Origin of the sequence: Motilibacter aurantiacus (genome assembly GCF_011250645.1) — a bacterium.
GTDB classification, from domain to species: Bacteria; Actinomycetota; Actinomycetes; order Motilibacterales; family Motilibacteraceae; genus Motilibacter_A; species Motilibacter_A aurantiacus.
Map to the genome: position 1 here is coordinate 25,045 of NZ_JAANNO010000017.1, position 23,757 is coordinate 48,801.

22 protein-coding genes are annotated in these 23,757 nt (G+C 74.9%); 13 read left to right on the forward strand and 9 right to left on the reverse strand.

What is annotated here, in order from left to right; all coding sequences use genetic code 11:
• The first annotated feature begins 407 nt into the window (after positions 1–407).
• From G9H72_RS23515 to G9H72_RS19200, 9 genes are all read left to right on the forward strand, one after another.
• Positions 408–833, forward strand: coding sequence for an NUDIX hydrolase (locus G9H72_RS23515; protein WP_407939608.1), 426 nt, complete (start codon positions 408–410; stop codon positions 831–833).
• Positions 830–3,178, forward strand: a complete 2,349-nt coding sequence (locus G9H72_RS19165) for a DUF6049 family protein (protein WP_166174159.1) — start codon at positions 830–832, stop codon at positions 3,176–3,178. The genes G9H72_RS23515 and G9H72_RS19165 overlap by 4 nt, the downstream gene beginning before the upstream one ends.
• Positions 3,175–4,839 (forward strand): murein biosynthesis integral membrane protein MurJ, encoded by a 1,665-nt coding sequence (gene murJ / locus G9H72_RS19170; RefSeq protein WP_166174161.1) that lies wholly within the window; start codon positions 3,175–3,177, stop codon positions 4,837–4,839. Before G9H72_RS19165 ends, murJ begins: the two co-directional genes overlap by 4 nt.
• Before the next feature lie 62 nt (positions 4,840–4,901).
• Positions 4,902–6,470 (forward strand): protein kinase family protein, encoded by a 1,569-nt coding sequence (locus G9H72_RS19175; RefSeq protein WP_166174163.1) that lies wholly within the window; start codon positions 4,902–4,904, stop codon positions 6,468–6,470.
• Positions 6,471–6,540: 70 nt separating this feature from the next.
• Complete coding sequence (sigM, locus tag G9H72_RS19180; protein ID WP_166174165.1) at positions 6,541–7,239, forward strand: RNA polymerase sigma factor SigM; 699 nt, start codon at positions 6,541–6,543, stop codon at positions 7,237–7,239.
• The gene (locus tag G9H72_RS19185; protein WP_166174167.1) at positions 7,236–8,183 is read left to right on the forward strand and encodes a hypothetical protein; all 948 of its coding nucleotides are present in this window, start codon (positions 7,236–7,238) and stop codon (positions 8,181–8,183) included. Before sigM ends, G9H72_RS19185 begins: the two co-directional genes overlap by 4 nt.
• Before the next feature lie 144 nt (positions 8,184–8,327).
• Entirely contained in the window at positions 8,328–9,305 is a 978-nt protein-coding gene (gene trxB / locus G9H72_RS19190) for a thioredoxin-disulfide reductase (RefSeq protein ID WP_407939607.1), read from the forward strand.
• A 34-nt stretch (positions 9,306–9,339) separates the two neighbouring features.
• Positions 9,340–9,666 carry a thioredoxin gene (trxA, locus tag G9H72_RS19195; protein WP_166174171.1) on the forward strand — a complete coding sequence of 109 codons (327 nt, stop codon included), beginning with the start codon at positions 9,340–9,342 and terminating at the stop codon, positions 9,664–9,666.
• Between the two features lie 251 nt (positions 9,667–9,917).
• Positions 9,918–11,090 (forward strand): N-acetylmuramoyl-L-alanine amidase, encoded by a 1,173-nt coding sequence (locus G9H72_RS19200; RefSeq protein ID WP_166174173.1) that lies wholly within the window; start codon positions 9,918–9,920, stop codon positions 11,088–11,090.
• A 15-nt stretch (positions 11,091–11,105) separates the two neighbouring features.
• Here G9H72_RS19200 and G9H72_RS19205 read toward each other — a convergent pair whose 3' ends face one another.
• The 9 genes from G9H72_RS19205 to rpmH all read right to left on the reverse strand — a co-directional run bounded on the left by G9H72_RS19205 (position 11,106) and on the right by rpmH (position 17,664).
• Positions 11,106–11,723, reverse strand: coding sequence for a GNAT family N-acetyltransferase (locus G9H72_RS19205; RefSeq protein ID WP_166174175.1), 618 nt, complete (start codon positions 11,721–11,723; stop codon positions 11,106–11,108).
• Positions 11,724–11,873: 150 nt separating this feature from the next.
• Positions 11,874–12,968 (reverse strand): ParB/RepB/Spo0J family partition protein, encoded by a 1,095-nt coding sequence (locus G9H72_RS19210; RefSeq protein WP_166174177.1) that lies wholly within the window; start codon positions 12,966–12,968, stop codon positions 11,874–11,876.
• Complete coding sequence (locus G9H72_RS23240) at positions 12,965–14,008, reverse strand: ParA family protein (RefSeq protein ID WP_407939609.1); 1,044 nt, start codon at positions 14,006–14,008, stop codon at positions 12,965–12,967. The genes G9H72_RS19210 and G9H72_RS23240 overlap by 4 nt, the downstream gene beginning before the upstream one ends.
• A gap of 407 nt (positions 14,009–14,415) precedes the next feature.
• Entirely contained in the window at positions 14,416–15,123 is a 708-nt protein-coding gene (rsmG, locus tag G9H72_RS19220; RefSeq protein ID WP_166174179.1) for a 16S rRNA (guanine(527)-N(7))-methyltransferase RsmG, read from the reverse strand.
• Positions 15,120–15,581 carry a Jag family protein gene (locus tag G9H72_RS22680; protein ID WP_407939610.1) on the reverse strand — a complete coding sequence of 154 codons (462 nt, stop codon included), beginning with the start codon at positions 15,579–15,581 and terminating at the stop codon, positions 15,120–15,122. The genes rsmG and G9H72_RS22680 overlap by 4 nt, the downstream gene beginning before the upstream one ends.
• Before the next feature lie 151 nt (positions 15,582–15,732).
• Complete coding sequence (gene yidC, locus G9H72_RS19230) at positions 15,733–16,761, reverse strand: membrane protein insertase YidC (RefSeq protein WP_166174183.1); 1,029 nt, start codon at positions 16,759–16,761, stop codon at positions 15,733–15,735.
• Positions 16,762–16,833: 72 nt separating this feature from the next.
• Positions 16,834–17,076 carry a membrane protein insertion efficiency factor YidD gene (yidD, locus tag G9H72_RS22035; RefSeq protein WP_166174185.1) on the reverse strand — a complete coding sequence of 81 codons (243 nt, stop codon included), beginning with the start codon at positions 17,074–17,076 and terminating at the stop codon, positions 16,834–16,836.
• Complete coding sequence (gene rnpA / locus G9H72_RS22040; RefSeq protein ID WP_166174187.1) at positions 17,073–17,507, reverse strand: ribonuclease P protein component; 435 nt, start codon at positions 17,505–17,507, stop codon at positions 17,073–17,075. The genes yidD and rnpA overlap by 4 nt, the downstream gene beginning before the upstream one ends.
• A gap of 19 nt (positions 17,508–17,526) precedes the next feature.
• Positions 17,527–17,664, reverse strand: coding sequence for a 50S ribosomal protein L34 (gene rpmH, locus G9H72_RS19245; RefSeq protein WP_166174189.1), 138 nt, complete (start codon positions 17,662–17,664; stop codon positions 17,527–17,529).
• A gap of 491 nt (positions 17,665–18,155) precedes the next feature.
• Here rpmH and dnaA point away from each other — a divergent pair, with 491 nt between their 5' ends.
• From dnaA to recF, 4 genes are all read left to right on the forward strand, one after another.
• Positions 18,156–19,709 (forward strand): chromosomal replication initiator protein DnaA, encoded by a 1,554-nt coding sequence (dnaA, locus tag G9H72_RS19250; RefSeq protein WP_166174205.1) that lies wholly within the window; start codon positions 18,156–18,158, stop codon positions 19,707–19,709.
• A 709-nt stretch (positions 19,710–20,418) separates the two neighbouring features.
• Positions 20,419–21,552, forward strand: coding sequence for a DNA polymerase III subunit beta (gene dnaN, locus G9H72_RS19255; protein WP_166174191.1), 1,134 nt, complete (start codon positions 20,419–20,421; stop codon positions 21,550–21,552).
• A gap of 83 nt (positions 21,553–21,635) precedes the next feature.
• Positions 21,636–22,541, forward strand: a complete 906-nt coding sequence (gene gnd, locus G9H72_RS19260) for a phosphogluconate dehydrogenase (NAD(+)-dependent, decarboxylating) (protein WP_166174193.1) — start codon at positions 21,636–21,638, stop codon at positions 22,539–22,541.
• A 78-nt stretch (positions 22,542–22,619) separates the two neighbouring features.
• The gene (recF, locus tag G9H72_RS19265) at positions 22,620–23,756 is read left to right on the forward strand and encodes a DNA replication/repair protein RecF (protein WP_166174195.1); all 1,137 of its coding nucleotides are present in this window, start codon (positions 22,620–22,622) and stop codon (positions 23,754–23,756) included.
• Position 23,757 lies beyond the last annotated feature (1 nt).

Sequence of the window (23,757 nt, forward strand, 5' to 3'; positions counted from 1 at the left end):
GATTCGGTGGGGCCACTGGCACGGGGCTCAAGCCTAGAGGGCGACGCGCGCTCCCGACGCAGGCCAGCGGCCCGAAGCGCGGTTAGCATCGATCCATGGCGCGGGCGCCGGGCGACGACGAGCGGTCGCGGCGGGCGGGAGGGTCCCGCGCCGCCGCGGGGAGCCGTGCTGCCCGCAGGTCGGGAGGCCGGTCGGGGGACGAGCCCTCCCCGCGCGGCACCGCTCCGCGCGACGGCGCCACCACGCCGAGCGACAGCGGCGCACCCAAGGACGGCGCATCCAAGGACGGCGCACCCAAGGACAAGGCCGGTGGCCGCCGGGCCGCGCGCGCCGGCAGGGCCGCCGCGAGCGGCGGCAGGACCGACGGCGACGGAGGGAGCCGCACCGGGCGCCGGCGGCTCACCCGGGTGGAGGAGACGTCCGCCGGAGGGCTCGTCGTGGACCTGCAGGGCCCGCGCCGGCAGGCCGCGCTCATCGGCCGGCTGGACCGGCGCGGCCGGCTGCTCTGGTCGCTTCCCAAGGGGCACGTCGAGGCCGGCGAGACCACCGAGGACGCCGCCGTGCGCGAGGTCGAGGAGGAGACCGGCATCCGCGGGCGCGTCCTGGCCCCGCTGGGCACCGTCGACTTCTGGTTCGTGGCCGAGGACCGCCGGATCCACAAGACGGTCCACCACTTCCTGCTCGAGGCGCGCGGCGGTGAGCTCTCCGACGCCGACGTCGAGGTGACCGAGGTGGCGTGGGTCCCGCTCGAGGAGCTGCGGGAGCGGCTCGCCTACGACGGCGAGCGCCGGCTCGTCGACGCGGCCGAGCAGTTGCTCGCGGACAGCGCGTGAGGGGTTCGCGACGTCGTACGGCCTCCCGCCCGACCGCCGCCCGCCCCGCACGCCCCCGTTCCTCCCGCCGGTGGGCGGGCGCCGCGATCCCCCGCGCCCTGGCCGCCGCCGTCCTCCTGCTCGTCCCCACGCTGCCGGCCGCCCCCACCGCTGCCGCGCCCACGGCGGCCGAGCGGGCCGCCGCACCGCTCGTGGAGCCCTCCGCCGAGCCGAGCGCGACCCCGGCCGCCGAGGCGGAGGCCACGGTCACGCTGAGCGCGGTCACGCCGTCGGTGTCCGGCCCGGGCCGGGACGTCACCCTCAGCGGGTACGTCGTGGCCCGGGTGCCCGCACAGGACGTCACCGTGCGGGCGACGGTCCGGTCCGGCGCGGTCCCGCTCGTGGCCCGCGTCCAGCTGGCCAACGCCGCCGGGGCCGGCGAGCCGCAGGGGGCTCCCGTCGCCGGCACCGAGGCGCCCGTGGCCGAGCGGCTCGCCGCCGGCGCGACCGCCCGGTTCAGCCTGCGGGTGCCCGCAGCGGCGCTCGAGGGAGACGGGGAGTTCGGGGCCCGGGCGCTGTCGGTGGAGGCCCGGGGCACGCGCACCGACACCGCGGAGCCCACCGGCCCGGACCGGCTCGGCTTCGTCACCACCTTCGTCCCCTGGGCGCCCCCCGGGGCCACGCCCGCCGCGACCCGGCTCGCGTGGCTCTGGCCGCTCACCGACGTCCCGCACCGCACCGCGGACGGCACCTTCCTCGACGACCGGCTCGCTGCGTCCGTCGGCAACAACGCCGACGGGCGGCCGGGCCGGCTGCGCCGCCTGCTCGACGCCTCCGCCGGGTGGACCGTCGCGGTCGACCCGATGCTGCTGGAGGAGGTGCAGGCCCTCACCGCGCCGTACGCCGTCGTCGGCCAGCGGGTGATGCGCCCGGCGAGCAGCGCGGCCGTCGCGTGGCTCGCCGAGATGCGCCGGCGGGCCGACGCCGGCTCGGTGCTGCTGCTGCCGTACGGCGACGTCGACGCGGCCTCTCTCGTGCACGCGGGCAAGGGCGGGGAGCTCGAGACGGCCATGGCCGAGGGAGCCGTCACCGCCGCGGCCGTGCTCGGCTCGGCCGTCCCCTCGACGGTCGCCTGGCCGGCCCGCAGCGCGGTCGACACCGCGACGGCCGACGCGTACGCCGCGGCGGGCGCGCGCACCCTCGTGGTCTCCACCGACGCGGTCGAGCAGGACCCGGAGGCGAGCTACACCCCCAGCGCGCGGGCGACGGCCACGGGCACGGCCTCCACCGGCCAGGGGCTGCTGCTCGCGGACCGGCTGCTCTCGTCCACGGGCGTCGCCGGCGCGCGCGGCTCGACCCCGGGCCAGCGCGTCCTCGCCGTGCAGCGGCTGCTCGCCGAGACCGCGGTGCAGTCCGCCGAGCGGCCCAACGCGGCCCGCACCATGCTCATCGCGCCGGCCCGGGGCTGGTCCCCGGACGCCCGGCTGCTGGAGGCGCTGAACTCCGCGGTCCGCTCGGCCGGCTGGATCACCCGGGCGCCGCTCGCCGACCTCGCGGCCGAGGACCCGGACGGCGACTACGCGGCCGGGGAGCTGGCGCTGGCGTACCCGCGGCGGGCGAGGGCGGCCGAGCTCGACCCCGGCTACCTCGAGACGGTGACCGCGCTCGGCGCCCAGGGGGCCAGGCTCGCGTCGATGCTGGCGAGCACGGACGAGGTGCAGAAGGCGGAGCGGCGCTACCGGCGCGAGCGGCTGGGCCTGGAGTCCGTGTCGGCGGGGGCGGTCGGCCCCGCGCTCGTCCGGCGCGCCCGCGGCACGCTCGAGGCCCGGGCGGGCCAGGTGCACGTCGTCGTCAACCGGCGGATCTCGCTGCCCGGGTCGCAGAACGTCCCGATCACCGTCGTCAACGACCTGCCCGACACCGTCCGGGTGGCGCTCACCTTCACCGCCAGCCCGCCCCGGCTGCGCATGGGGAACACCCCGGTGGTCCGGGTGGCGGCCGGGCAGACCGCCACCGTCCAGGTCCCCGCCGAGGTCTACGCCAACGGCAACGTCCGGGTCACGGTCCGCCTGATCACCCCGCGCGGCCAGGTCGTCGGCGAGCCCGCGCTGGTGACCGTGTCGGTCCGGGGTGCCCGCGGCGCGGCGACGGTGGTCGTGGTCGCGGCCACGGCCCTGCTCGTGCTCATGGCGGTGCTGCGGCTCGTGCGCCGCCGGCGCGGAGGTGCCCGGGCCCCCGGTGGACCTGACCCGGCTCCCGACGACTCTGCCCCCGACCACGCCGTCGCCGACGAGGACGCCGGGGTCAGCCCGCAGCCCGCGCAGGAGCGCGTGACCACGCCCGAACGCCCTGGAGGAGACACGTGAGCGGCGGAGGGCTGGTCCGGTCCAGCAGCGTGATGGTGGTCGGGACGGTCGCGTCCCGGCTGCTCGGCTTCGTCCGCTCGATCGTCATCGCCACGGCGATCGGCACCGCGCTGGTCGGCACGACCTACTCGGTGGCCAACACCGTGCCGAACATCGTCTACCTGCTGCTCATCGGCGGGGTGATCAACTCCGTGTTCGTGCCGCAGCTCGTCCGGTCGGCCAAGGAGGACCCGGACGGGGGGCAGGCCTACACGGACCGGCTGCTCACGCTGACCGCCCTCTGCCTGCTCGTCATCACGGTGGTCGCCACGCTCGCCGCCCCGTTGCTCATCGACGCCTACGCGTCGACGGGCTGGAGCAGCCGCGACAAGGCCGTCGCAGTGGCCTTCGCCTACTGGTGCCTGCCCCAGATCCTCTTCTACGGCGTCTACACCATGCTCGGGCAGGTCCTGAACTCGCGACGCAGCTTCGGCCCGATGATGTGGGCCCCGGTGGCCAACAACATCGTCGTCATCGCGATGGCGCTGGCCTTCCTGGTCTTCGGCAGCGTCGACGTCGTCGACACGGACAGCCTCTCGACGGGGGAAATCGCGTTCCTGGGTGCGGGGACGACGATCGGCGTAGTAGTGCAGGCTCTGGTGCTGCTGCCGGCGCTGCGGGCGGCGGGCTACCGCTACCGCCCGCGCTTCGACTTCCGCGGCCACGGGCTCGGCCACGCGCTGAGCCTGGCCAAGTGGACCATCGGGTTCGTGCTGGTCAACCAGGCTTCCTACGTCGTGGTGACGCAGCTGGCCACCGGCGTGGACTCCGCCGCGAAGGAGGCCGGCATCGACTACGGCGTCGGCTACAACGCATACCAGAACGCATACCTCTTCTTCATGCTTCCGCATTCGGTGATCACGGTCTCGGTCGTCACCGCGATGCTCCCGGCGATGTCCGGGGCGGCGGCCGACGGCCGGGTCGGGGAGGTCCGCCGCCAGCTGTCACAAGGGCTGCGCCTCATCGGCACGGCGCTGGTGCCCGCCGCCGCCCTGCTGGTCCTCGTCGGTCCGGTGGTCACCACGGTGCTGTTCAGCGTCGGGGACAACCTCACGACCGACGCCGGCGCCTACATCGGGCTGCTCGTCGCCACCTTCGCCCTCGGGCTGATCCCCTTCAGCGCGCACCACGTGCTGCTGCGGGCCTTCTACGCCTACGAGGACACCAGGACCCCGTTCAAGATCGCCTGCATCGTCACGGTGACCAACATCGTGCTGGCCCTCGCCGTCGTGCCCGCCCTGCCGGTGCGCTGGAAGACGGTCGGGCTGGCCGGCGCCTACGCCGCGACGTACTGGATCGCCCTCGCGGTGACGGCGGCGTCGGCCCGCCGCAGGCTCGACGGCATCGACGGCGCCCGGGTGGTGCGGACGTACGTGCGGCTGGTCCTCGCGGTGCTGGTGGCCGCCGCGGCCGGGGCGGCCGTGCTGGTGGCGCTGCGCTGGGCCATCGGGTCCGCGCTCCCGGCCGCCGTGGTGCAGACCCTCGCCGTCACCGTCGTGCTCGTCGCGGTCTTCGCGCTCGCCGCCCGCCGCATGCGGGTCAGCGAGCTGGATCAGCTGCTGGGCTCGTTGCCCGGGGGGCGGCGCGGCCGCCCGCAGGGCCGCGGCCGCCATCGGCGCTGATCGGGCAGCGACACCCGTCGCAGGACGCGGTCCCGGCGCGCCCCCGCGCCTAGCATGTGGCGGTGCGGCCGCCTGCCGTCCCGTCCGGGACCCTCGTCGCGGAGCGCTACCGCCTCGAGGACGCCCTGGGCGGCGAGGCCATGCCCACCGCCGCCGACGCGTCGTCGACGCACGAGCCGCCCGCCCGGCCGGCCCGGCACCGGCGCCCCGACACTGCGCGCCGCTGGCGGGCCATCGACGAGGTGCTGGCGCGCCCGGTCGTCGTCCACCTGCTGCCGGCCGGCTCCGCGAGCGAGCGGCTGCTGCGCGGGGCCCGGGCGACCGCGTCCGTCGTCGACCCGCACGTCGTCCGGGTGCTCGACGTGCTCGAGCCGGCCGTCGCGTGGGGGCAGCCGGGCGCATCCTTCCCCGAGGGTCAGGCCCCTGCCGTCGTGGTCGTCGAGTGGGTCGAGGCCGACGGGCTCGACGCGGTGCTCGCCAGCGGGCCGCTCGCCGACGAGGCCGCCGGCCGGCTCGCCAGCGGGGTGGCCGAGGCGCTGCGCGCCGTCGAGGCGGCCGGCCTCCCCGTCCCCGCGCTGCGCCCGGCCGATGTGCTGCTGCCCGCCGAGGGCGGGACCCGCGTACGCCTCGACGCCCACTGGGCCGCGGCCGACCCGCGGGCGCACGCCGGGGGCTCGCCGACCGCCGCCCAGGTGTGCGGGGCGCTGCTCTACGCCGCCCTGACCGCCCGCTGGCCCGGGCCCGAGGACGTCGGGCTCGAACGCGCCCCGGCGGCCGACGGAGCCGCGTGGGCGCCCCGGCAGGTCAGGGCCGGGCTCTCCCCGGACCTGGACGACGTGGCCTGCCGGGCGCTGGGGCTGCCTCCGGGCCGGCGCGGGGCGCCCCCGCTGCGTTCGGCCGACGAGGTCGTCGCCGCGCTGCACACCATCCACGCGCCCGGCCTCGACGTGCCTGCCCTGCCCGCTGCAGGGCCGGCGCACGCCCCCGACCGGCCGAGCCGGTGGGTGCGTGCCCTGCGCCTGGCCCCGGCGGCCGTCCTCGCGGCCGGGCTGGCCCTGCTCGGCTGGCAGGTCGTGGACCTCGCCCGCTCGGACCCGCCGCCGGCCCCGCGACGGGCGGCGCCACCGGAGCCGTCACCCACCCCCACCCCGGTCCTGCTGCGCGCAGCCGGCGCCTCCGGGTTCGACCCGCTCGGTGACGGGGTCGAGGGGGTCGGCAGCCGGGCGGTCGACGGGGACCCGGACACGACGTGGGACACCGCGACGTACTTCCGCCGCCCGGACCTCGGCGGGCTCAAGCCCGGTGTCGGGCTCCTCGTCGACCTGGGAACGCCCGCCCGGGTCGCCCGGGTCGTGGCCGACCTGGCGCCCGGGGCCGACGTCGAGGTCTTCCTCTTCGCCGAGGAGCCGCCCGCGCAGGAGCCCGTCGATGAGCCGGTGGCCGCCGTGACGGGCGCCGGCGAGCGGCTCACGGTCGAGGTCGCGGGCTCGCCCCCGGCCCGCTACGTCCTGCTATGGCTGACCCGGCTGCCTCCCGCCGCCGAGGACCCGACGAACTACCGGGGCGTCGTCCGCGAGGTGACCGTGACCGGCTGGCCCGTCGCCGCCGGGGCGAGCGGGCCGCCGGGCTGAGCGTTCCGCCGAAGGCGGGTGCCGAGCAGGCGCCGCCCTGGTGGGATGGGGCAGACGAGAGGAGGCGGCCGTGGGCCCCGGCAACACCCCCGGCAGCAGCCCGGACGACGTCCTCGACGCACCCAGCGACCGGGAGCTGCTCGACCGGCACCGTCAGGGCGACCCGGACGCCTTCGGCGAGGTCGTCCGCCGGCACCGCAACCGGCTCTGGGCGGTCGCGCTGCGCACCGCCGGCGACCCGGAGGAGGCCGCCGACGCGCTGCAGGACGCCCTGGTGTCCGCCTTCCGCGCCGGGCGCGGATCGAGCGCGAGCGGCTACCGCGGGGAAGCCGCGGTCACGACCTGGCTGCACCGGGTCGTCGTGAACGCCTGCCTGGACCGGGCGCGCCGCCGCCGGGCCCGCGACACCGTCCCGCTCCCCACGGCGGAGAGCGGCGAGGACCTCGTCCCCGCGCCCGGAGACCCGGTGGGGGCGCGCGAGGACGCGGTCGACATCGCCACCGCGCTGGCGACCCTCCCACCGGACCAGCGGGCCGCCATCGTGCTGGTCGACGTGCAGGGCATCGCCGTCCGCGACGCGGCCGAGCTGCTCGGCGTCGCGGAGGGGACGGTGAAGAGCCGGTGCTCGCGCGGGCGGGCCCGGCTCGCCGTGCTGCTGGCGCCGGGCCGGAGCGCGGACGCCGGACCGGGCAGGGACGGAACGACGGCACCACCCGCCGCGTCCCAGAGAAGCACGAGCGACCACGTCGAGGAGGAGAGGGCCAGGTGACGACCGAACGACGGCCCGGGCACCTGGGCCTGAACGACCTCGCCGACCTCGACGCCGGGCTGCTCGAGGCGGAGCAGGCGGCGTACGCCTCGTCCCACCTGGCCGGCTGCGCGACGTGCCGGCAGCGACAGGAGCAGCTGGCCGCGGTCGACACGGGGCTGCACGCGCTGGGCGCCGAGGTGGAGATGCCGCCCGGCGTGGCCGCCCGCCTCGACGCGGCGCTCGCCGCCGAGGCCGCGGGCCCGCTCGCGGGCGAGGAGCCGGCCGCGGTCCCGCTGCAGGCCCGAGGGCGGCACCGCGCGGCCGGCCGGACAGGGACGGCGCGCCCGGGCCGCCCACGGCCCTCCCGGCAGCGGGTCGGCGCGCTGGCCGCCGCCGCGGGCGTGGCCGCCGTCGCCGTGCTCGCCCTCGGGACCGTGCTCTCGCCGGGCGGCGGCGGCAGCGACGACGCGGGCTCGGCGGTCGCCCCGCAGACGCAGGCCCAGCTCAAGGCCGATCAGGAGGCACGTGCCACCGGGCCCGCCGGGACGCTCGCCGCGCCGGGCGCGCCGAGCGCAGCGGCGGGCACGGCGCCCGACGGCCCGCGCGACTCGGCGGGGGGTGGGGAGGACGTGGCCGCCGCGGTGCCCGGACCGGCGCCGCTCGGCCGCACGACCGTCTCGGGCGCCGCCTACACCGAGCAGCGCGTACGCCGGCTGGCCCCGCAGCTCGCCGCCGGCACCCTGCCGGAGGCGGCCCTGCGCCGCGCCCCGTCCGCCGAGTGCGTCGCCATGCTCACCGCCGGGAACGCCGTGGTCGCGGTCGACGAGGGGACGTGGCAGGGCCGTCCCGCGCTCCTCGTCGTGACCCGGTCCTCCGGCGGGCTGGCCGGGACGGTCGTCGCCGCCCCGTGCACCCCGTCGGCCGTACGCACTCCGTTGCTGAGCGTGCCGATCGACCAGTGATCCCGTCACCACGCCGTGCGGGAGCGCGCACCCCCGGGAATGCTCCAGCCCTACGATCAGTTCGAGCAAGAGCCTCCCGGCGACGCCGTGGGGCCCGTTCCGCGGCGTGGCCGCGGCGCGAGGACGAACGAGGGGCGGAAGACTGTGGGCGACGTGCGGGACGTCATCATCATCGGGTCGGGCCCGTCCGGCTACACGGCCGCGATCTACGCGGCCCGCGCCGGGCTGAAGCCCCTCGTGCTCGAGGGCGCCGTGACCCAGGGCGGCGCGCTGATGAACACGACCGAGGTCGAGAACTACCCCGGCTTCCCCGACGGGGTGCAGGGCCCGGACCTGATGCAGATGCTGCAGAAGCAGGCCGAGCGGTTCGGCGCCGAGCTCAAGCTCGAGGACGCCGTCTCGGTCGACCTCACCGGGCAGATCAAGACCGTCGTGGACGGCGAGGGCCTCGAGCACCGGGCGCGCGCGGTCATCCTCGCCACCGGTTCCGGCTACCGGGAGATCGGGCTGGCCAACGAGAAGCGGCTCTCCGGGCACGGCGTGTCCTGGTGTGCCACGTGTGACGGGTTCTTCTTCAAGGACCAGGACATCGTGGTCGTGGGCGGCGGCGACTCCGCGATGGAGGAGGCGACGTTCCTCACCCGCTTCGCGCGCACCGTGACGCTCGTGCACCGGCGGTCCGAGCTGCGGGCCAGCAAGATCATGCAGGAGCGGGCGCGCAGCAACGAGAAGATCGTGTGGGCGCTCAACTCCGAGGTCGTGGACATCCTGGGCGAGGACAAGGTCTCGGGCGTGCGGCTGCGCGACACCCAGACCGGCGCCGAGCGCACCCTCGACGTCACCGGCGTGTTCGTCGCGATCGGCCACGACCCGCGGAGCGAGCTGCTGCGCGGCCAGGTCCGCCTCGACGAGGACGGCTACGTCCTGGTCGAGGGCCGGTCCACCCGGACCAACCTGCCCGGCGTCTTCGCCTGCGGCGACCTCGTCGACCACACCTACCGCCAGGCGATCACGGCCGCCGGCTCCGGCTGTGCCGCCGCGCTGGACGCCGAGCGCTACCTGACGTCCCTCGAGGACGCCGAGCTGACCGGTGACCCGGCGCAGGCCGTCGTCACCTTCTGAGCCCGCTTCCGCACATTCCTTCTGGAGGACTCCTATGGGCAACGCCACGAAGACCGTCACCGACGCGTCCTTCGCCACCGACGTACTCGGCAGCGACAAGCCGGTGCTCGTCGACTTCTGGGCCGAGTGGTGCGGGCCGTGCCGCCAGGTCGCCCCGATCCTCGAGGAGATCGCGACGGAGTACGCCGACAAGATCGAGGTCGTCAAGCTCAACATCGACGAGAACCCTGCGATCGCGGCGCAGTACGGGATCGTCTCGATCCCGACGATGAACGTCTACGCCGGCGGCGAGGTCGTCAAGACCATCGTGGGGGCGAAGCCGAAGCGCCTGCTCCTCAAGGACCTCGAGGGCGTCATCTGACCTCCCCCTGTGCCCGCGGCGCCTCTTCCCTGGGGGGAAGGGGCGCCGTCGTCTGTGCGGCGCTGCCGCCCGCAGGCGGCCGCTGACGCCCGTTCCGGCAGCACTGCGTACGCAGATGTGCGCCGGTAGTGCGCGCCGCCGAACGGTCGCGCGACCGCGGCGTGTGCACCCCGAGGACCCCTGCTGCCCCCGGTTAGGATGCCGCTTTCCCCCGCAGGCACATGCCTTCGGCGAGACCTTCGGAGCCGTGTATGAGTTCGCTGCTGCGTCTGGGGAGCACGGGGCCGGCGGTCGCCGAGATCCGGCACAAGCTCACCCTGCTGGGCCTCCTCTCCGACACCGGGGCCCCGGCCCCCGGCGCCGAGGGCCGGCTGGCGGACCTCGAGTCCGCCCGCTTCGACGGCGCGGTCGACGCCGCGGTCCGCGCGTTCCAGCAGCAGCGCGGCGTCACGGTCGACGGGATCGTCGGCCCGCAGACCTACCGCGCCCTGGACGAGGCGCGGTGGCGGCTCGGGGACCGCATCCTGACCCACGCCGTCAGCCACCTGCTCGCCGGCGACGACGTCGTGACCCTGCAGCAGCGCCTGCTCGAGCTCGGGTTCGACTGCGGCCGTGTCGACGGCATCTTCGGACGGCGCACCGAGGCCGCCCTGCGGGAGTTCCAGCGCAACGTCGGGCTCGTCCCCGACGGCACGTGCGGGCCCAAGACGTTCAAGGCGCTCGACCGGCTCAGCCGCACGGTCCGCGGGGGACGGCCGGACGCGCTGCGAGAGGACCTCGACATCGCGGCGCGCGGCCCCCGGCTCTCCGGGAAGGTCGTCGTCATCGACCCGGGCCACGGCGGTGCCGACCGCGGCGCCTCCGCCGGTGCACTGGACGAGGCGACCGTGGTCGAGGACCTCGCGGCGCGCATCGAGGGCCGGCTCACCGCCACCGGAGTGGTGGCCTACCTCTCCCGCGGCGTCGACTGGGAGGTCGACGAGGCGGGCCGGGCGGCGTTCGCGAACGGGCTGCAGGCCGACCTGCTCATCTCGCTCCACGTGGACTCCGCGCGCAACCCGCTGGCGTCCGGCGTCGCGACCTACTACTACGGCGTCGCCCACGGCGGCTCGTTCTCCGCCGTCGGCGAGCGCTTCGCCGGGCTCGTGCAGCGCGAGATCGTCGCCCGCACCGACCTGCTCGACTGCCGCGCCCACGCGAAGACCTGGGACCTGCTGCGGCTCACGCGCATGCCGGCGGTCCGCATCGAGGTCGGCTACCTCAGCAACCCGGGCGACGCGGCCCGGCTCTCCGACCCCGCCTTCCGCGACGCCGTGGCCGAAGCCGTCGTGGTCGCCGTCCAGCGCCTCTACCTGGCGCAGGAGGACGACGCCCCGACCGGCACCCTCCGCCTGGACGAGCTGCTCGGCTCCGCCTCCGCCTGAGCGGGGGGCGCCCCGCTAGACGGGGCGGAAGGCCGGCTCCGGCGCCATCGACCCGAGCAGCCGCTCCAGAGCCACTTCGACGTCCTCGCGCCACGAGAGCGCGTTGCGCAGCTCCAGGCGCAGCCGGGGGAAGCGCGGGTGCGGGCGGACCGTCTTGAACCCGACCGACAGCAGGAAGTCGGCGGGGATCAGGCAGTGCGGCCCCTCGTGACGGGCGTCCCCGAACGCCTCGATCGCGCGTACGCCGCGGCGGGCCACGTCCTTGGCCACCCCCTGCACGAGCATCCGGCCCAGCCCCCCGCCACTGAACTCCGGCAGCACGAAGGCCGAGGCCAGCAGCACCGCGTCGGCCGAGACGGGCGAGGTCGGGAAGGCCACGGAGCGCGGGACGTAGGCGGGCGGGGCGTACAGCGCGAACCCGGCCGGGACCGAGTCGACGTACAGGATCTTCCCGCAGGAGCCCCACTCGAGCAGCGCCGCGGACACCCATGCCTCCTTCTCCAGCCCGGTGTCCCCCGAGTGGACGGCACGCTCGGCGGCCACCGGGTCCAGCTCCCAGAAGACGCAAGACCGGCAGCGCAGCGGCAGGTCGTCGAGGTTGTCCAGCGTGACGGCGACGAGGCGACGGGACATCGGCTCACCTCCCCCCGACGAGCGGGAGGACAGGGCAGGCGGTGACCGACGAGCCCGTGGCCATGGTGCGCAGTACGTACGTCATCGACGAAAGCACTCCGTCCGTCCAGCTCGCGCGCGCCCGCCGCAGCAGCGGACACGCGCCCCTTCTCAGCCTCCTGGCGGGGACTCCGCCCCTGGCTCCAGGATCCCCACGATCCGCTCGAGGTCGTCGAGCGAGGCGAACTCCAGCACGATCTTGCCCTTGCGCCGACCCAGGTCGACACGGACCCGGGTCTCGAACTTGTCCGACAGCCGGTCGCTGAGCTCGCTGAGCCGCGGGGAGACCGGCTGACGGAGCCGTCGCCGCGGCGTCGTCTCCGGCTCCCGCTTGCCGAGCGCGACGATCTCCTCCACCGCACGCACGGACAAGCCCTCCGCGACGATGCGCTGGGCCAGCCGCTCCTGCGCGGCTGGGTCGCTGAGCCCGAGCAGCGCACGAGCGTGCCCGGCGCTGAGCACCCCGGCGGCGACGCGCCGCTGCACCACCGCCGGCAGCTTGAGCAGGCGCAGGGTGTTGGAGATCTGCGGGCGCGAGCGGCCGAGCCGCTTCGACAGCTCCTCGTGGGTGCACCCGAAGTCCTCGAGCAGCTGGCCGTACGCCGCCGCCTCCTCCAGCGGGTTCAGCTGGCTGCGGTGCAGGTTCTCGAGCAGGGCGTCCCGCAGCAAATCGCCGTCGGAGGTCGTGCGCACGATCGCCGGGATCGCGTCGACACCGGCGCGCTGGGACGCCCGCCACCGGCGCTCGCCCATGACCAGCTCGTAGCGCCCGTCGCCCACGGGGCGTACCACGACCGGCTGCAGCAGGCCGACGACCGAGATCGACTCGGCCAGCTCGGCCAGCTCGTCCTCGTCGAAGACCTGTCGGGGCTGACGCGGGTTGGGGCTGATCGAGGAGATCGGCAGCTCGGCATAGTGGGCACCGGTCGCGTCAGGCTCCTGCTGGCCGTCCTCGGCCGTTCCAGCGGGCCGCGAGCTGGCCTGCTCACCCGCCTGCGGGTCGGCGGGAGCCGCTGGCCGGCCTGGCTTCCCCTCCGAGGCTCCACCCGCGGCGTCCGGCGTGCCCACGCCGGCCCCGGAGGGCGCGGACCCGTCCGTGGGCGGGCCGGGGGACTCGCCGGAGCCGGCGGCAACCGGCTCCGGTCGTGCCGACGTGGGGATCAGCGCGCCCAGACCTCGCCCGAGACCGCGACGACGGTCGCTCACGCAGACTCCTCCTGTCGCGCAGCCCGCCGGGCGACCTCTCGGGCCGCCTCGAGGTAGGCGAGTGCTCCGCTCGACCCCGGATCGTAGGTCAGCACCGTCTGCCCGTAGCTGGGGGCCTCGGAGATGCGCACCGAGCGCGGGATCGCGGTGTCGAGTACCAGTGCCTCGAAGTGCTTGCGCACCTCGTCCGCCACCTGGGCGGCGAGACGGGTACGACCGTCGTACATCGTCAGCAGGATCGTCGACACGTGGAGCGTCGGGTTCAGGTGGGCCTGGATCAGCTCGACGTTCCGCAGCAGCATGCCGAGCCCCTCCAGTGCGTAGTACTCGCACTGGATCGGGATGAGCACCTCGCGGGCGGCGACGAGCGCGTTGACGGTGAGCAGACCCAGGCTCGGTGGGCAGTCGATGAGCACGTAGTCCACCCGGGCACCGGCGGCGGCGCGGGCCTCGAGGTACGCGTCGAGGGCACGGCGCAGCCGCGACTCGCGCGCGACGAGGGAGACGAGCTCGATCTCGGCACCGGCGAGGTCGATGGTCGCCGGCGCGCAGAGCAGGGTCGGGATCTCGGCCACCGGAACGACGACCTCGGCCAGCGGGCGGTCCTCGATCAGGACGTCGTAGATGCTCGGGACGTCGGCCCGGTGGTCGACACCGAGAGCGGTGGATGCGTTCCCCTGCGGGTCCAGGTCGAGAACGACCACGGCGAGGCCCTGGGAGGCGAGCGCCGCGGCCAGGTTCACCGTGGAGGTCGTCTTGCCGACCCCGCCCTTCTGGTTGGCGATGGTCAGGACACGGGTCTTCGGTGGCGACGGCAGCGGGGCGCCGTACAGCGGAGGCTTCGAGGGCGTCTTGCCCCGCCGCTCCGCCTCCAGCTCCGCGTAGAGCGGTACCGACTCCAGGTCCTCCACCGTGCTGTCCTCGTCCTCGCTCTCAGTTTCACGTGGAACGGCCGGCTCTGCCGCGAGGGAAACCCCAAAGGGATCCCCTTCGGGCTGAGCAGACGCCCCGGCGACGGCGGGCTGCCCACCACGGGGCAGTCGCCCGGTCGACTGGCCGATGCGCGGCTGCGCCCTTCCCGTCTCCACCGAAACGACACCGAGCGGCACGGCGTCGACCGCAGCGTCCTCGACGACGGTGGCGGTCTCCTCGCGCAACGGGTCACCTGCCCGGGACCCGCTCCCCACCGGCGGGCCGGTGCCGGCATCCTCGTCGTGCGCTTCGGGGGCGGTAGCAGGCTCAGCGGCTGACCCGGCCGCTTCCGCGCCAGCGAACTCCGCGCCCGCTACCTCGCCGGCGAACTCCACGCCCGGTGCCTCCGCGCCCGATGCCGCCGCGCCGCTGGGCGGCAGCTCGGCCTCGGCGGCCAGCAGGACGGGCCAGCCGAGCCCGGGAGTCGCGGTAGTGCCGGTGCCGGCGGAAGGCCAGCCCAGGCCGGTCTGCCTCGTCATGCGCGCTCCTCCCGCTTCTCGCTTCCCGACGGGCCGCCCGGGTCCCCCTTACGTACCCGGACCACCGTTGCCGCGAGGTCGCCCTCCGGCTGACCGAGCTGCTCGATCGTCCATCCCGTGGCGCCGAGCCGGGTCAGTACCGACCCGGCCTGCTCGACCTCCTCCGCGGCGGACTGCCCCTTCAGGGCCACCAGCTCACCACCGCGGCGCAGAAGGGGGAGCGCCCATTGGGAGAGCTTTGCGAGCGGGGCCACTGCACGCGCGGTTGCCAGGTCGTACGTCCGCTTCTTCTGCTCCTCGGCGCGTCCGCGCAGCACCACCACGTTGGCCAGCCCGAGGTCCGTCACGACCTCGGTGAGGAACTGGGAGCGGCGGAGCAGCGGCTCCAGCAGGACGACCTCGAGATCGGGACGGCGCAGCGCGATGGGCAGCCCCGGCAGGCCGGCGCCCGAGCCGATATCCACCAGGCGACCTGTCGTCGGCAGCACGTCGGCGACGAGGGCCGAGTTGCCGACGTGACGGTCCCAGACCCGGTCGGCTTCCCGCGGGCCGAGCAGGCCGCGCTCGATCCCGGGCCCGACCAGCAGATCCACGTACCGCGCGGCCAGCGCCAAGCGCTCCCCGAAGACGCCCTCGGCCCAAACGGGAGCGCCCGTTCCACGTGGAACGGGCGCCGACGTGAGACCGTCCGACGGGGAGCTCACGCGCCCAGCGGCAGGACGACCACGTGCCGCGCAGGCTCGACGCCCTCCGACTCGGAGCTGAGCCCGGCAGCGGCGACGGCGTCGTGCACCACCTTGCGCTCGAAGGGTGACATCGCCGGAAGGGCGACTCGCTGGCCGGTGGACCGGGCCCGCTCCGCAGCCTCCTTGCCCACCTGGGTGAGCTCCTCGCGCCGCTTGGCGCGGTAGCTGCCGATGTCGAGCAGCAGCCTGCTCCGGTCCCCGGTCCGCGTCTGCACCGCGAGCCGGGTCAGCTCCTGCAGTGCGTCGAGGACCTTGCCGTCCCGGCCGATGAGGTGCTCGAGGTCCTGGCCGACGATCGCCACGGAGGCACGGTCCGCCTCCACGTCCATGTCGATGTCGCCGTCCAGGTCGGCGATGTCCAGCAGGCCCTCGAGGTAGTCGGCGGCGATGTCCCCCTCCTCCTCGAGGCGCTCCACGAGGGACCGCGGGCGGTCCTGCCCGACCGGCGCTGCCGGGTCGCGGTCGTCGGTGGGCTGCGCCTCGACGTCGGAGGCGCCCGCCGTCGGGCTGGTGGTCTCGGTCACGTAGAAGCTCCCAGTTCTTCCGATGCCGGCCGAAGGCGCCGGATCAACGCTTGTTGCGCGGCTGCCGCTTGGGCTGGTTGCGCTTCGGCTGCTGTCGCTGGCCCGTCCGGCTCGCACCGCCGGCGGCAGGCCCACCGGCCGGAGCCGGGGACCCCGGCGTGCCCGGGACGCTCGACCCGCCGTCGTCCGGCCCCTTGCGCAGGGACGGCGCCTCGTCGCGGCCACGGCCGAACAACCGCCCGATCCAGCCGAACGGGCCCGTCGCTCGGCCGGCGTGCTCGGCCCGGCGCTTCTCCAGGGCGATGGCGGCCGGCGAGCCGGGGGTCGGGTTGCGCTGGATCACGTAGAGCTGCTGCCCCAGCGACCACACGTTGGTCGTGAGCCAGTAGATGAGCACGCCGATCGGGAAGTTGACGCCGGAGACGGCGAAGACCAGCGGGAAGACGTAGAGCAGGATCTTCTGCTGCTGCGCGAACGGGCTGTCCATGCTCGACGGCGGCATGTTCTTCGTCATGACCTGGCGCTGGGTCAGGAACGTCGTCACCGACATGAGCACGATCAGGACGATGGTCAGGACCCGCGACGAGGCGTCGCTCGTGCCGAGGAAGGTGTCGGAGATGCGGGCACCGAAGAGCGCCGCGTTGTACGCCGGCTCCACCAGCTCGGGCGGGAAGCCCGGCGGCGTGTTCTCGTGGGCGACACCGTTCAGCACCCGGAACAGCGAGAAGAAGATGGGGGCCTGCAGCAGGATCGGCAGGCAGCTCGCGAACGGGTTCGTGCCCGTGCGCTTGTAGAGCTCCATGAGCTCCTTGCTCTGCCGCTCGCGGTCGTTCTTGTACTTCTCCTGGATCTTCTTGATCTCCGGCTGCAGCACCTGGAGGCCGCGCTGGGCCTTGATCTGGCGCACGAAGAGCGGGATCAGCAGGATCCGCATGACGATCACGAGCCCGACGATCGACAGCGCCCAGGTGACACCGGACGCCTCGGGCAGCCCGGCGGCGGTGAGCACCGAGTGCCACGCCTGAAGGATCTTCGAGACGACGTACTCGAGCGGGGCGAGGATCTGGCCCACGTGCTGGGTCTCCTGGTGGCTATCGCGCGCTGGCGCGGGTCGGGGCTGCGGGAGGGCGTGCGGTGCCGGCCGTCAGGCCGGAGCGTCCTGCGACACCGCCGAGCGTGGCGGCACCGGGTCGTACCCCCCCGACGTGAACGGATGGCACCGGCCCAGGCGCCGTGCTGCGAGCCACGACCCGCGCAGTGCGCCGTGGGTCGCGACAGCGGTGTAAGCGTAGTTGGAGCACGAGGGGTAGTAGCGGCACTGCGGCGGAGTCATCGGCGAGACCCACCGCTGATAGAACCGCACCGCCCCCAGCAGCAACGTCCTCACGTGACGCTCCGTGCCGGGCGGCCCGCCGACCGGATCGCCTGGCCCAGCGCCCGGTCCAGCTCCTCGGCCAGCACGGAGAAGCGCACGGCCGCGGCGGCCGGCAGGGCGCGCACGACCACGCGCGACCCCTGCGGGAGCGTCTCGAGCCGGTCGCGGACGAGCGCGCGCAGCCGCCGGCGTACGCCGTTGCGGACGACGGCGTTGCCCACGGCCTTGGACACAGCGAAGCCGACGAGCGCATCGCTCGTCGGCTGGCTGGGATGCTCGACCGCGCGGGACGCGTCCGCAGGGCCGGCCGCGGCCGTCTCCGCGTCCGGGAGCCGGACGTGGACGACGACACAGCGGCTCGCGCCGCGCCCACTGCCGGGCCCGCGCCTCAGGGCGAGGGCGAAGTCGGAGCGGGAGCGCAGACGCGCAGCGGCCGGAAGCACGGACGGGCGCTACGGCTCGTCAGGCGGAGAGACGCTCGCGGCCCTTGGCGCGCCGCGCGGCGAGGATCGCGCGCCCCGCACGGGTGCGCATGCGCAGCCGGAAGCCATGGGTCTTGCTGCGGCGCCGGTTGTTCGGCTGGTACGTGCGCTTGCTCACGGGTAGAGGCTCCTGCGTCCGATCCGGGGAAGGCCGATGCCTGACGGGTGGAGCTGTCCACCCGCGGCACCCGACGAGAACGTCGGGACAGCGGAAGGATTCGGGCAGCCGTCAGGCACTGCTCGACCTACCCACGGTACGGGGGCTGCTCGCAGCCGGTCAAACCGGTCCTCCACAGGGGGACCGGCCGCACGGCGACGACGGCAGCCGCATAGTCTCTCCCGGCACGGTCCGCACCGCCCCGGCGACACGCTGGGAGCGGGGCACGATTCCTCGGGAACGAGGGGCTGGACATGGGCAGGAAGCGCCGCCACCCGGACGGACGCCGATGACCAGGAGCGGTTGAACGACCCGCCCCGCGTTGTTAGCGTCGTCCGCCGTACCGCCCGTCCCCAACCTGTGGACACGGCTGTGGAAACAGGGACGCCGGCCGGCGCGCTACCGGGCGTGCAGGATGACGAGGAGGACCGGTGGCCGACGAGTCGCTGAACCTGGCCGCTGTGTGGCGACGGGCCCTGGAAGAGCTGGTCGTCGAGGCCGATCTCGCCCCGCGGTCGCGCTCCTTCCTGCGGCTCACCCGCGCGGTCGGGCTGCTGGACGGCACCGCCCTGATCGCGGCGCCCAACGACTTCACCAAGCACCAGCTCGAGACCGAGCTGCGCGGCCTGCTCGCGACCACCCTGGCCCGCGCGCTCGGCCAGGACGTGCGCGTGGCGGTGACGGTGGACCCGGACCTCACCCTGGGCGAGGACGGCGAGCCCGGCGACGCCACGGCCGACGGCCCCCTCGCGCCGCCCTACCCCGAGCCTGCGGACTCCACGGGCATGCCCGCGCCACCGGTCGCCGTCCCCGCCCCCGCGGACCGGCACAACGGCGTCGTCGGCCACGAGGGCCGCAACGCGTCGGGCACACCGGCGCCCGGCCCCGGCGCGGTGGCCGGGCCGATCCCCCCGGACCCCTTCCGGCCCGGCACCGGGCGCGAGCCGGGCGTGCGCCGCGAGGCCGAGCCCCCACGGCTGAACCCGCGCTACGTCTTCGAGACCTTCGTCATCGGCGCGAGCAACCGCTTCGCCCACGCGGCTGCCGTCGCGGTCGCCGAAGCGCCGGCCAAGGCGTACAACCCGCTCTTCGTCTACGGGGAGTCCGGGCTCGGCAAGACCCACCTGCTGCACGCGATCGGGCACTACGCCCCGCACCTCTACCCCGGCGTCCGCGTGCGCTACGTGAGCTCCGAGGAGTTCACCAACGACTTCATCAACTCGATCCGCGACGACCGGCAGTCGGCCTTCCGTGATCGCTACCGCGACGTGGACATCCTGCTCGTCGACGACATCCAGTTCCTGGAGAACAAGGAAGGGACCCAGGAAGAGTTCTTCCACACCTTCAACACTCTCTACAACGCGAGCAAGCAGATCGTGCTGTCCAGTGACCGGCCGCCCAAGCAGCTGGTCACGCTGGAGGACCGGCTGCGCAGCCGCTTCGAGTGGGGCCTCATCACCGACGTCCAGCCGCCGGACCTTGAGACGCGGATCGCGATCCTGCGCAAGAAGGCGGCTCAGGACGGCCTGGCGGCCCCGCCGGAGGTGCTGGAGTACATCGCCAGCAAGATCTCGACCAACATCCGCGAGCTCGAGGGCGCGCTGATCCGGGTCACGGCGTTCGCCAGCCTCAACCGCCAGGGTGTCGACCTGGCGCTGGCCGAGATCGTCCTCAAGGACCTCATCCCCGACGACTCGGGGCCCGAGATCACCGCCGCGACGATCATGGCCCAGACCGCGGCGTACTTCGGGCTGACGATGGACGACCTGTGCGGCCAGTCGCGCTCACGGGTCCTCGTGCAGGCCCGGCAGATCGCGATGTACCTCTGCCGCGAGCTCACCGACCTCTCGCTGCCCAAGATCGGCCAGCAGTTCGGCGGCCGCGACCACACGACGGTCATGCACGCCGACCGCAAGATCCGCCAGCAGCTCGGGGAGCGCCGGTCGCTCTACAACCAGGTCCACGAGCTGACCAACCGCATCAAGAGCCAGTCCCGCAAGGGCTGAGCAGGCTCCTGGCGCTCCGGACGGGCGGCAGGCCGGGGCACGCGCCCAGGCCTACCGCCCGTTCCCGTACGCGCCCCTGCCGGCGCTGCCCCGCCGCTGCCGTGCAGGGGAGGCCCGCACCACCACGGCCCGCCCAGCCGCACCTCGGCCCCAGGACGCCAGCGGCCTGCCGGAAGCACCGGGAAAGCGCCGCCTACACCCGCGACCCCTGCGTACACAAGATGGGGACAACCCTGTGGATTGTTGGGGGCCCCGCGGGGAAGGACGGTGGGGTTGCCGGGACAACCCCGCCGGGCCCCCAGGTCGGTGCGCCCGTCCCCGGGCCCGTCCCCACGCCGATGTGGGCCCGCGCCGGGCCCCGACCGGGCGCGGCCGACCGCCGGTGACCTGTGGGAATGACACGAGCCGGCGTGGTCGCAGGGCGCGGGCCCACAGGGCCCACAGCCCCTACTACGACCCCCAGAGTTCTCTCTCTCCTTCTCCAACGCACGAGCAAGGGCCCCCGGGCCACTGTGGAGAGCCGCCGGGAGCGGTACGGTCACACCCGCCCGCTAGCGTCGGCCTGACATGCTCGGGTGGGCCGTCGGCCCTCCTCGCCCGGCCGGCTCGACTGCGTCGGGCCAGGGCGCGGCGGACGGCGCGGCGGGAACGATCGAGAGACGCGGCACCCCGACACGGGTAGGTGCGCGGACGTGAAGGGCGGGTGGCCGTGAGGTTCCGGGTTCAGCGAGAGGTCCTGGCCGAGGCCGTGGCGTGGGCCGCACGGAGCCTGCCCGCGCGGCCTCCGGTGCCCGTGCTGGCCGGCCTGCTGGTCGAGGCCGGCGACGACGGCGTGGTCCTGGCCGGCTTCGACTACGAGGTCAGCGCCCGGGTGGGCCTGGACGCCGAGGTCGTCGAGCCCGGGCGCGTCCTGGTCAGCGGCCGCCTGCTCGCCGACATCTGCCGCAGCCTGCCGCCGCAGCCGGTGGAGATCGCCACCGACGGGGCCAAGGTCGTCGTCCGCTGCGGCAGCGCCCGGTTCACGCTGCTCACGCTGCCCGTCGAGGAGTACCCCGCGCTGCCGGTGATGCCGACCGCGTCCGGGTCGCTGCCCGGTGACGTCTTCGCCGCCGCCGTGGCCCAGGTGTCGCTGGCCGCCGGGCGCGACGACACGCTTCCGGTGCTGACCGGCGTACGCGTCGAGATCGACGGCGAGAAGGTCGTCCTCGCGGCGACCGACCGCTACCGGCTCGCGGTGCGCGAGCTGGCCTGGACGCCGGAGGAGGCCGGGCTGTCCGCCGTGGCCCTGGTGCCGGCTCGCACGCTGTCCGAGAGCGCCCGCTCGCTGCAGGCCGGCGAGAAGGTCGTCGTCGCGCTCGCGTCGGGCGGGGCCGGCGAGGGGCTGGTCGGGTTCGAGGGCGGCCGCCGCCGGACCACGACCCGGCTGCTGGACGGGGAGTTCCCGAAGTACCAGTCGCTGCTGCCGACCACCTCGGCCAGCATCGCGGTCGTCGAGACCGGCCCGTTCGTGGACGCCGTCAAGCGCGTCGCGCTCGTCGCCGAGCGCAACACCCCCATCCGGCTGTCGTTCACCGACGGCTCGCTGACGCTGGAGGCCGGCAGCGGCGAGGAGGCCTCGGCCTCGGAGTCCATCGACGCGGCGCTCGAGGGCGACGACATCGCGATCGCCTTCAACCCCCAGTACCTCCTCGACGGCCTGCAGGCGATCGACGCGCCGTACGCCCAGCTGTCGTTCACGACCTCGACCAAGCCGGCCGTCGTGACCGGCCGGGCCACGGCCGACACCGAGCCCAGCGGGGACTACCGCTACCTGCTGATGCCCGTGCGGCTCTCGGGGGCATGACCCGCCTCGTTCGGGCATAAGCCGCTACGTCGGCACAGACACCACATCAGTCGCACAACAGAGCTATCCCCCGGGAGGGGCGCATGGAGATCGGCATCATCGGCCTGGGCAAGATGGGCGGCAACATGGCCGAGCGCCTGCGGCGCGGCGGCCACACCGTCGTCGGCTACGACCAGGGGCCGCAGTCGGCGCGCGACGTCTCCAGCCTCGGCGAGCTCGTCGAGCGGCTGAGCGCCCCCCGGGCGGTCTGGGTGATGGTGCCGGCCGGCGACCCGACGCGGGCGACCGTCCGTGAGCTGGGGGACCTGCTCTCCGAGGGCGACGTCGTCATCGACGGCGGCAACTCGCGCTACACCGACGACCTGGTCCACGCCGAGCTGCTCGGCCAGAAGGGGATCGGCTACGTCGACGCCGGCGTCTCCGGCGGCGTCTGGGGGCTGGAGAACGGCTACGCCCTCATGGTCGGCGGCGACAAGGACGACGTCGCCAAGGTCCAGCCGGTCTTCGACACGCTCAAGCCCGAGGGCGAGGCGGGCTTCGTCCACGCCGGCCCGGTCGGCGCCGGCCACTTCGCCAAGATGGTCCACAACGGCATCGAGTACGGGATGATGCAGGCGTACGCCGAGGGCTACGAGCTGCTCGCGGCCTCCGACGTGGTGCAGGACGTCCCCGGTGTCATCAAGTCCTGGACCCAGGGCACGGTCATCCGCTCCTGGCTGCTGGACCTGCTCGTGCGCGCGCTGGAGGAGGACCCCGAGCTCGCCGAGATCACCGGCTACGTCGAGGACTCGGGCGAGGGGCGCTGGACGGTCGAGGAGGCCATCAACCACCGCGTCGCGACGCCGGTGATCGCCGCCTCGCTGTTCGCCCGGTTCGTCTCCCGGCAGGACGACTCCCCCGCCATGAAGGCCGTCGCGGCGCTGCGCAACCAGTTCGGCGGCCACGCCGTCAAGTCCATCGCCAAGGGCGAGGCCGAGGCCCCGGCCTAGCCGCTCCCCGAAGGCCCCGTCGCGTCCGGGCCGGTGTCGCTGCCTGCGCCCCGGCCCGGAGGCGCCGTACCCTGCAGCGTGCACGTCGCGCACCTCTCGCTCACCGACTTCCGGTCCTACCCGGAGGTCGAGGTGCCCCTCGAGCCCGGGACCACGGCCTTCGTGGGCCCCAACGGGCAGGGCAAGACCAACCTCGTCGAGGCCGTCGGCTACGTCGCGACGCTGGGCTCGCACCGGGTGCCGGCCGACGCGCCGCTGGTGCGCATCGGCGCCGAGCGGGCGGTGGTCCGCGCCAGCGTGGTCCGCGAGGGCCGCCCGGTCCTGGTGGAGATCGAGGTCAACCCGGGCCGCGCCAACCGCGCCCGCATCAACCGCTCCCCCGTCCCCCGCCCGCGCGAGGTGCTGGGGCTGCTGCGCACGGTCCTGTTCGCCCCGGAGGACCTCGCGCTCGTCAAGGGCGACCCCGGTGAGAGGCGGCGCTTCCTCGACGACCTGCTCGTCTCCCGAGCCCCCCGTTTCGCCGGGGTACGCGCCGACTACGAGCGGGTGCTCAAGCAGCGCAACGCGCTGCTGAAGTCCGCGGGGGCCAAGGTCCGGTCCGGGGGCGGGGACGTCGCCACGCTCGACGTGTGGGACGCCCACCTGGCCCGCACCGGCGCCGACCTGCTCGCCGCACGCCTCGAGCTGGTCGACGCGCTGCGCCCGCTCGTCGACAAGGCCTACGACGAGGTCTCCCGCGGCAAGGGGCCGACGGGTCTGGACTACCGCTCGTCGCTGGAGGGCGCACTGGGCCAGGAGGTCCCGGCTCAGGACCGAGAGACCCTGGCCGAGGCGCTGCTGGAGGCCGTACGCCGGCTGCGCCGCTCCGAGCTCGAGCGCGGGGTGTCACTGGTCGGGCCGCACCGCGACGACCTCGTCCTGCGGCTGGGCGCCGCCCCCGCCAAGGGCTACGCGAGCCACGGTGAGTCCTGGTCGTACGCGCTGGCCCTGCGGCTGGCCTCGTACGACCTGCTGCGCGCCGACGGCGGTGAGCCGGTGCTGGTGCTGGACGACGTGTTCGCCGAGCTCGACACCGACCGGCGCGAGCGGCTCGCGGCCCGGATCGCCCCCGCCGAGCAGGTGCTCGTCACCGCGGCCGTCCCCGGTGACGTGCCGGAGGCGCTGGCCGGCGCCCGGTTCGACGTCGCCGAGGGCTCGGCCCGTCGGGTGCGGTGAC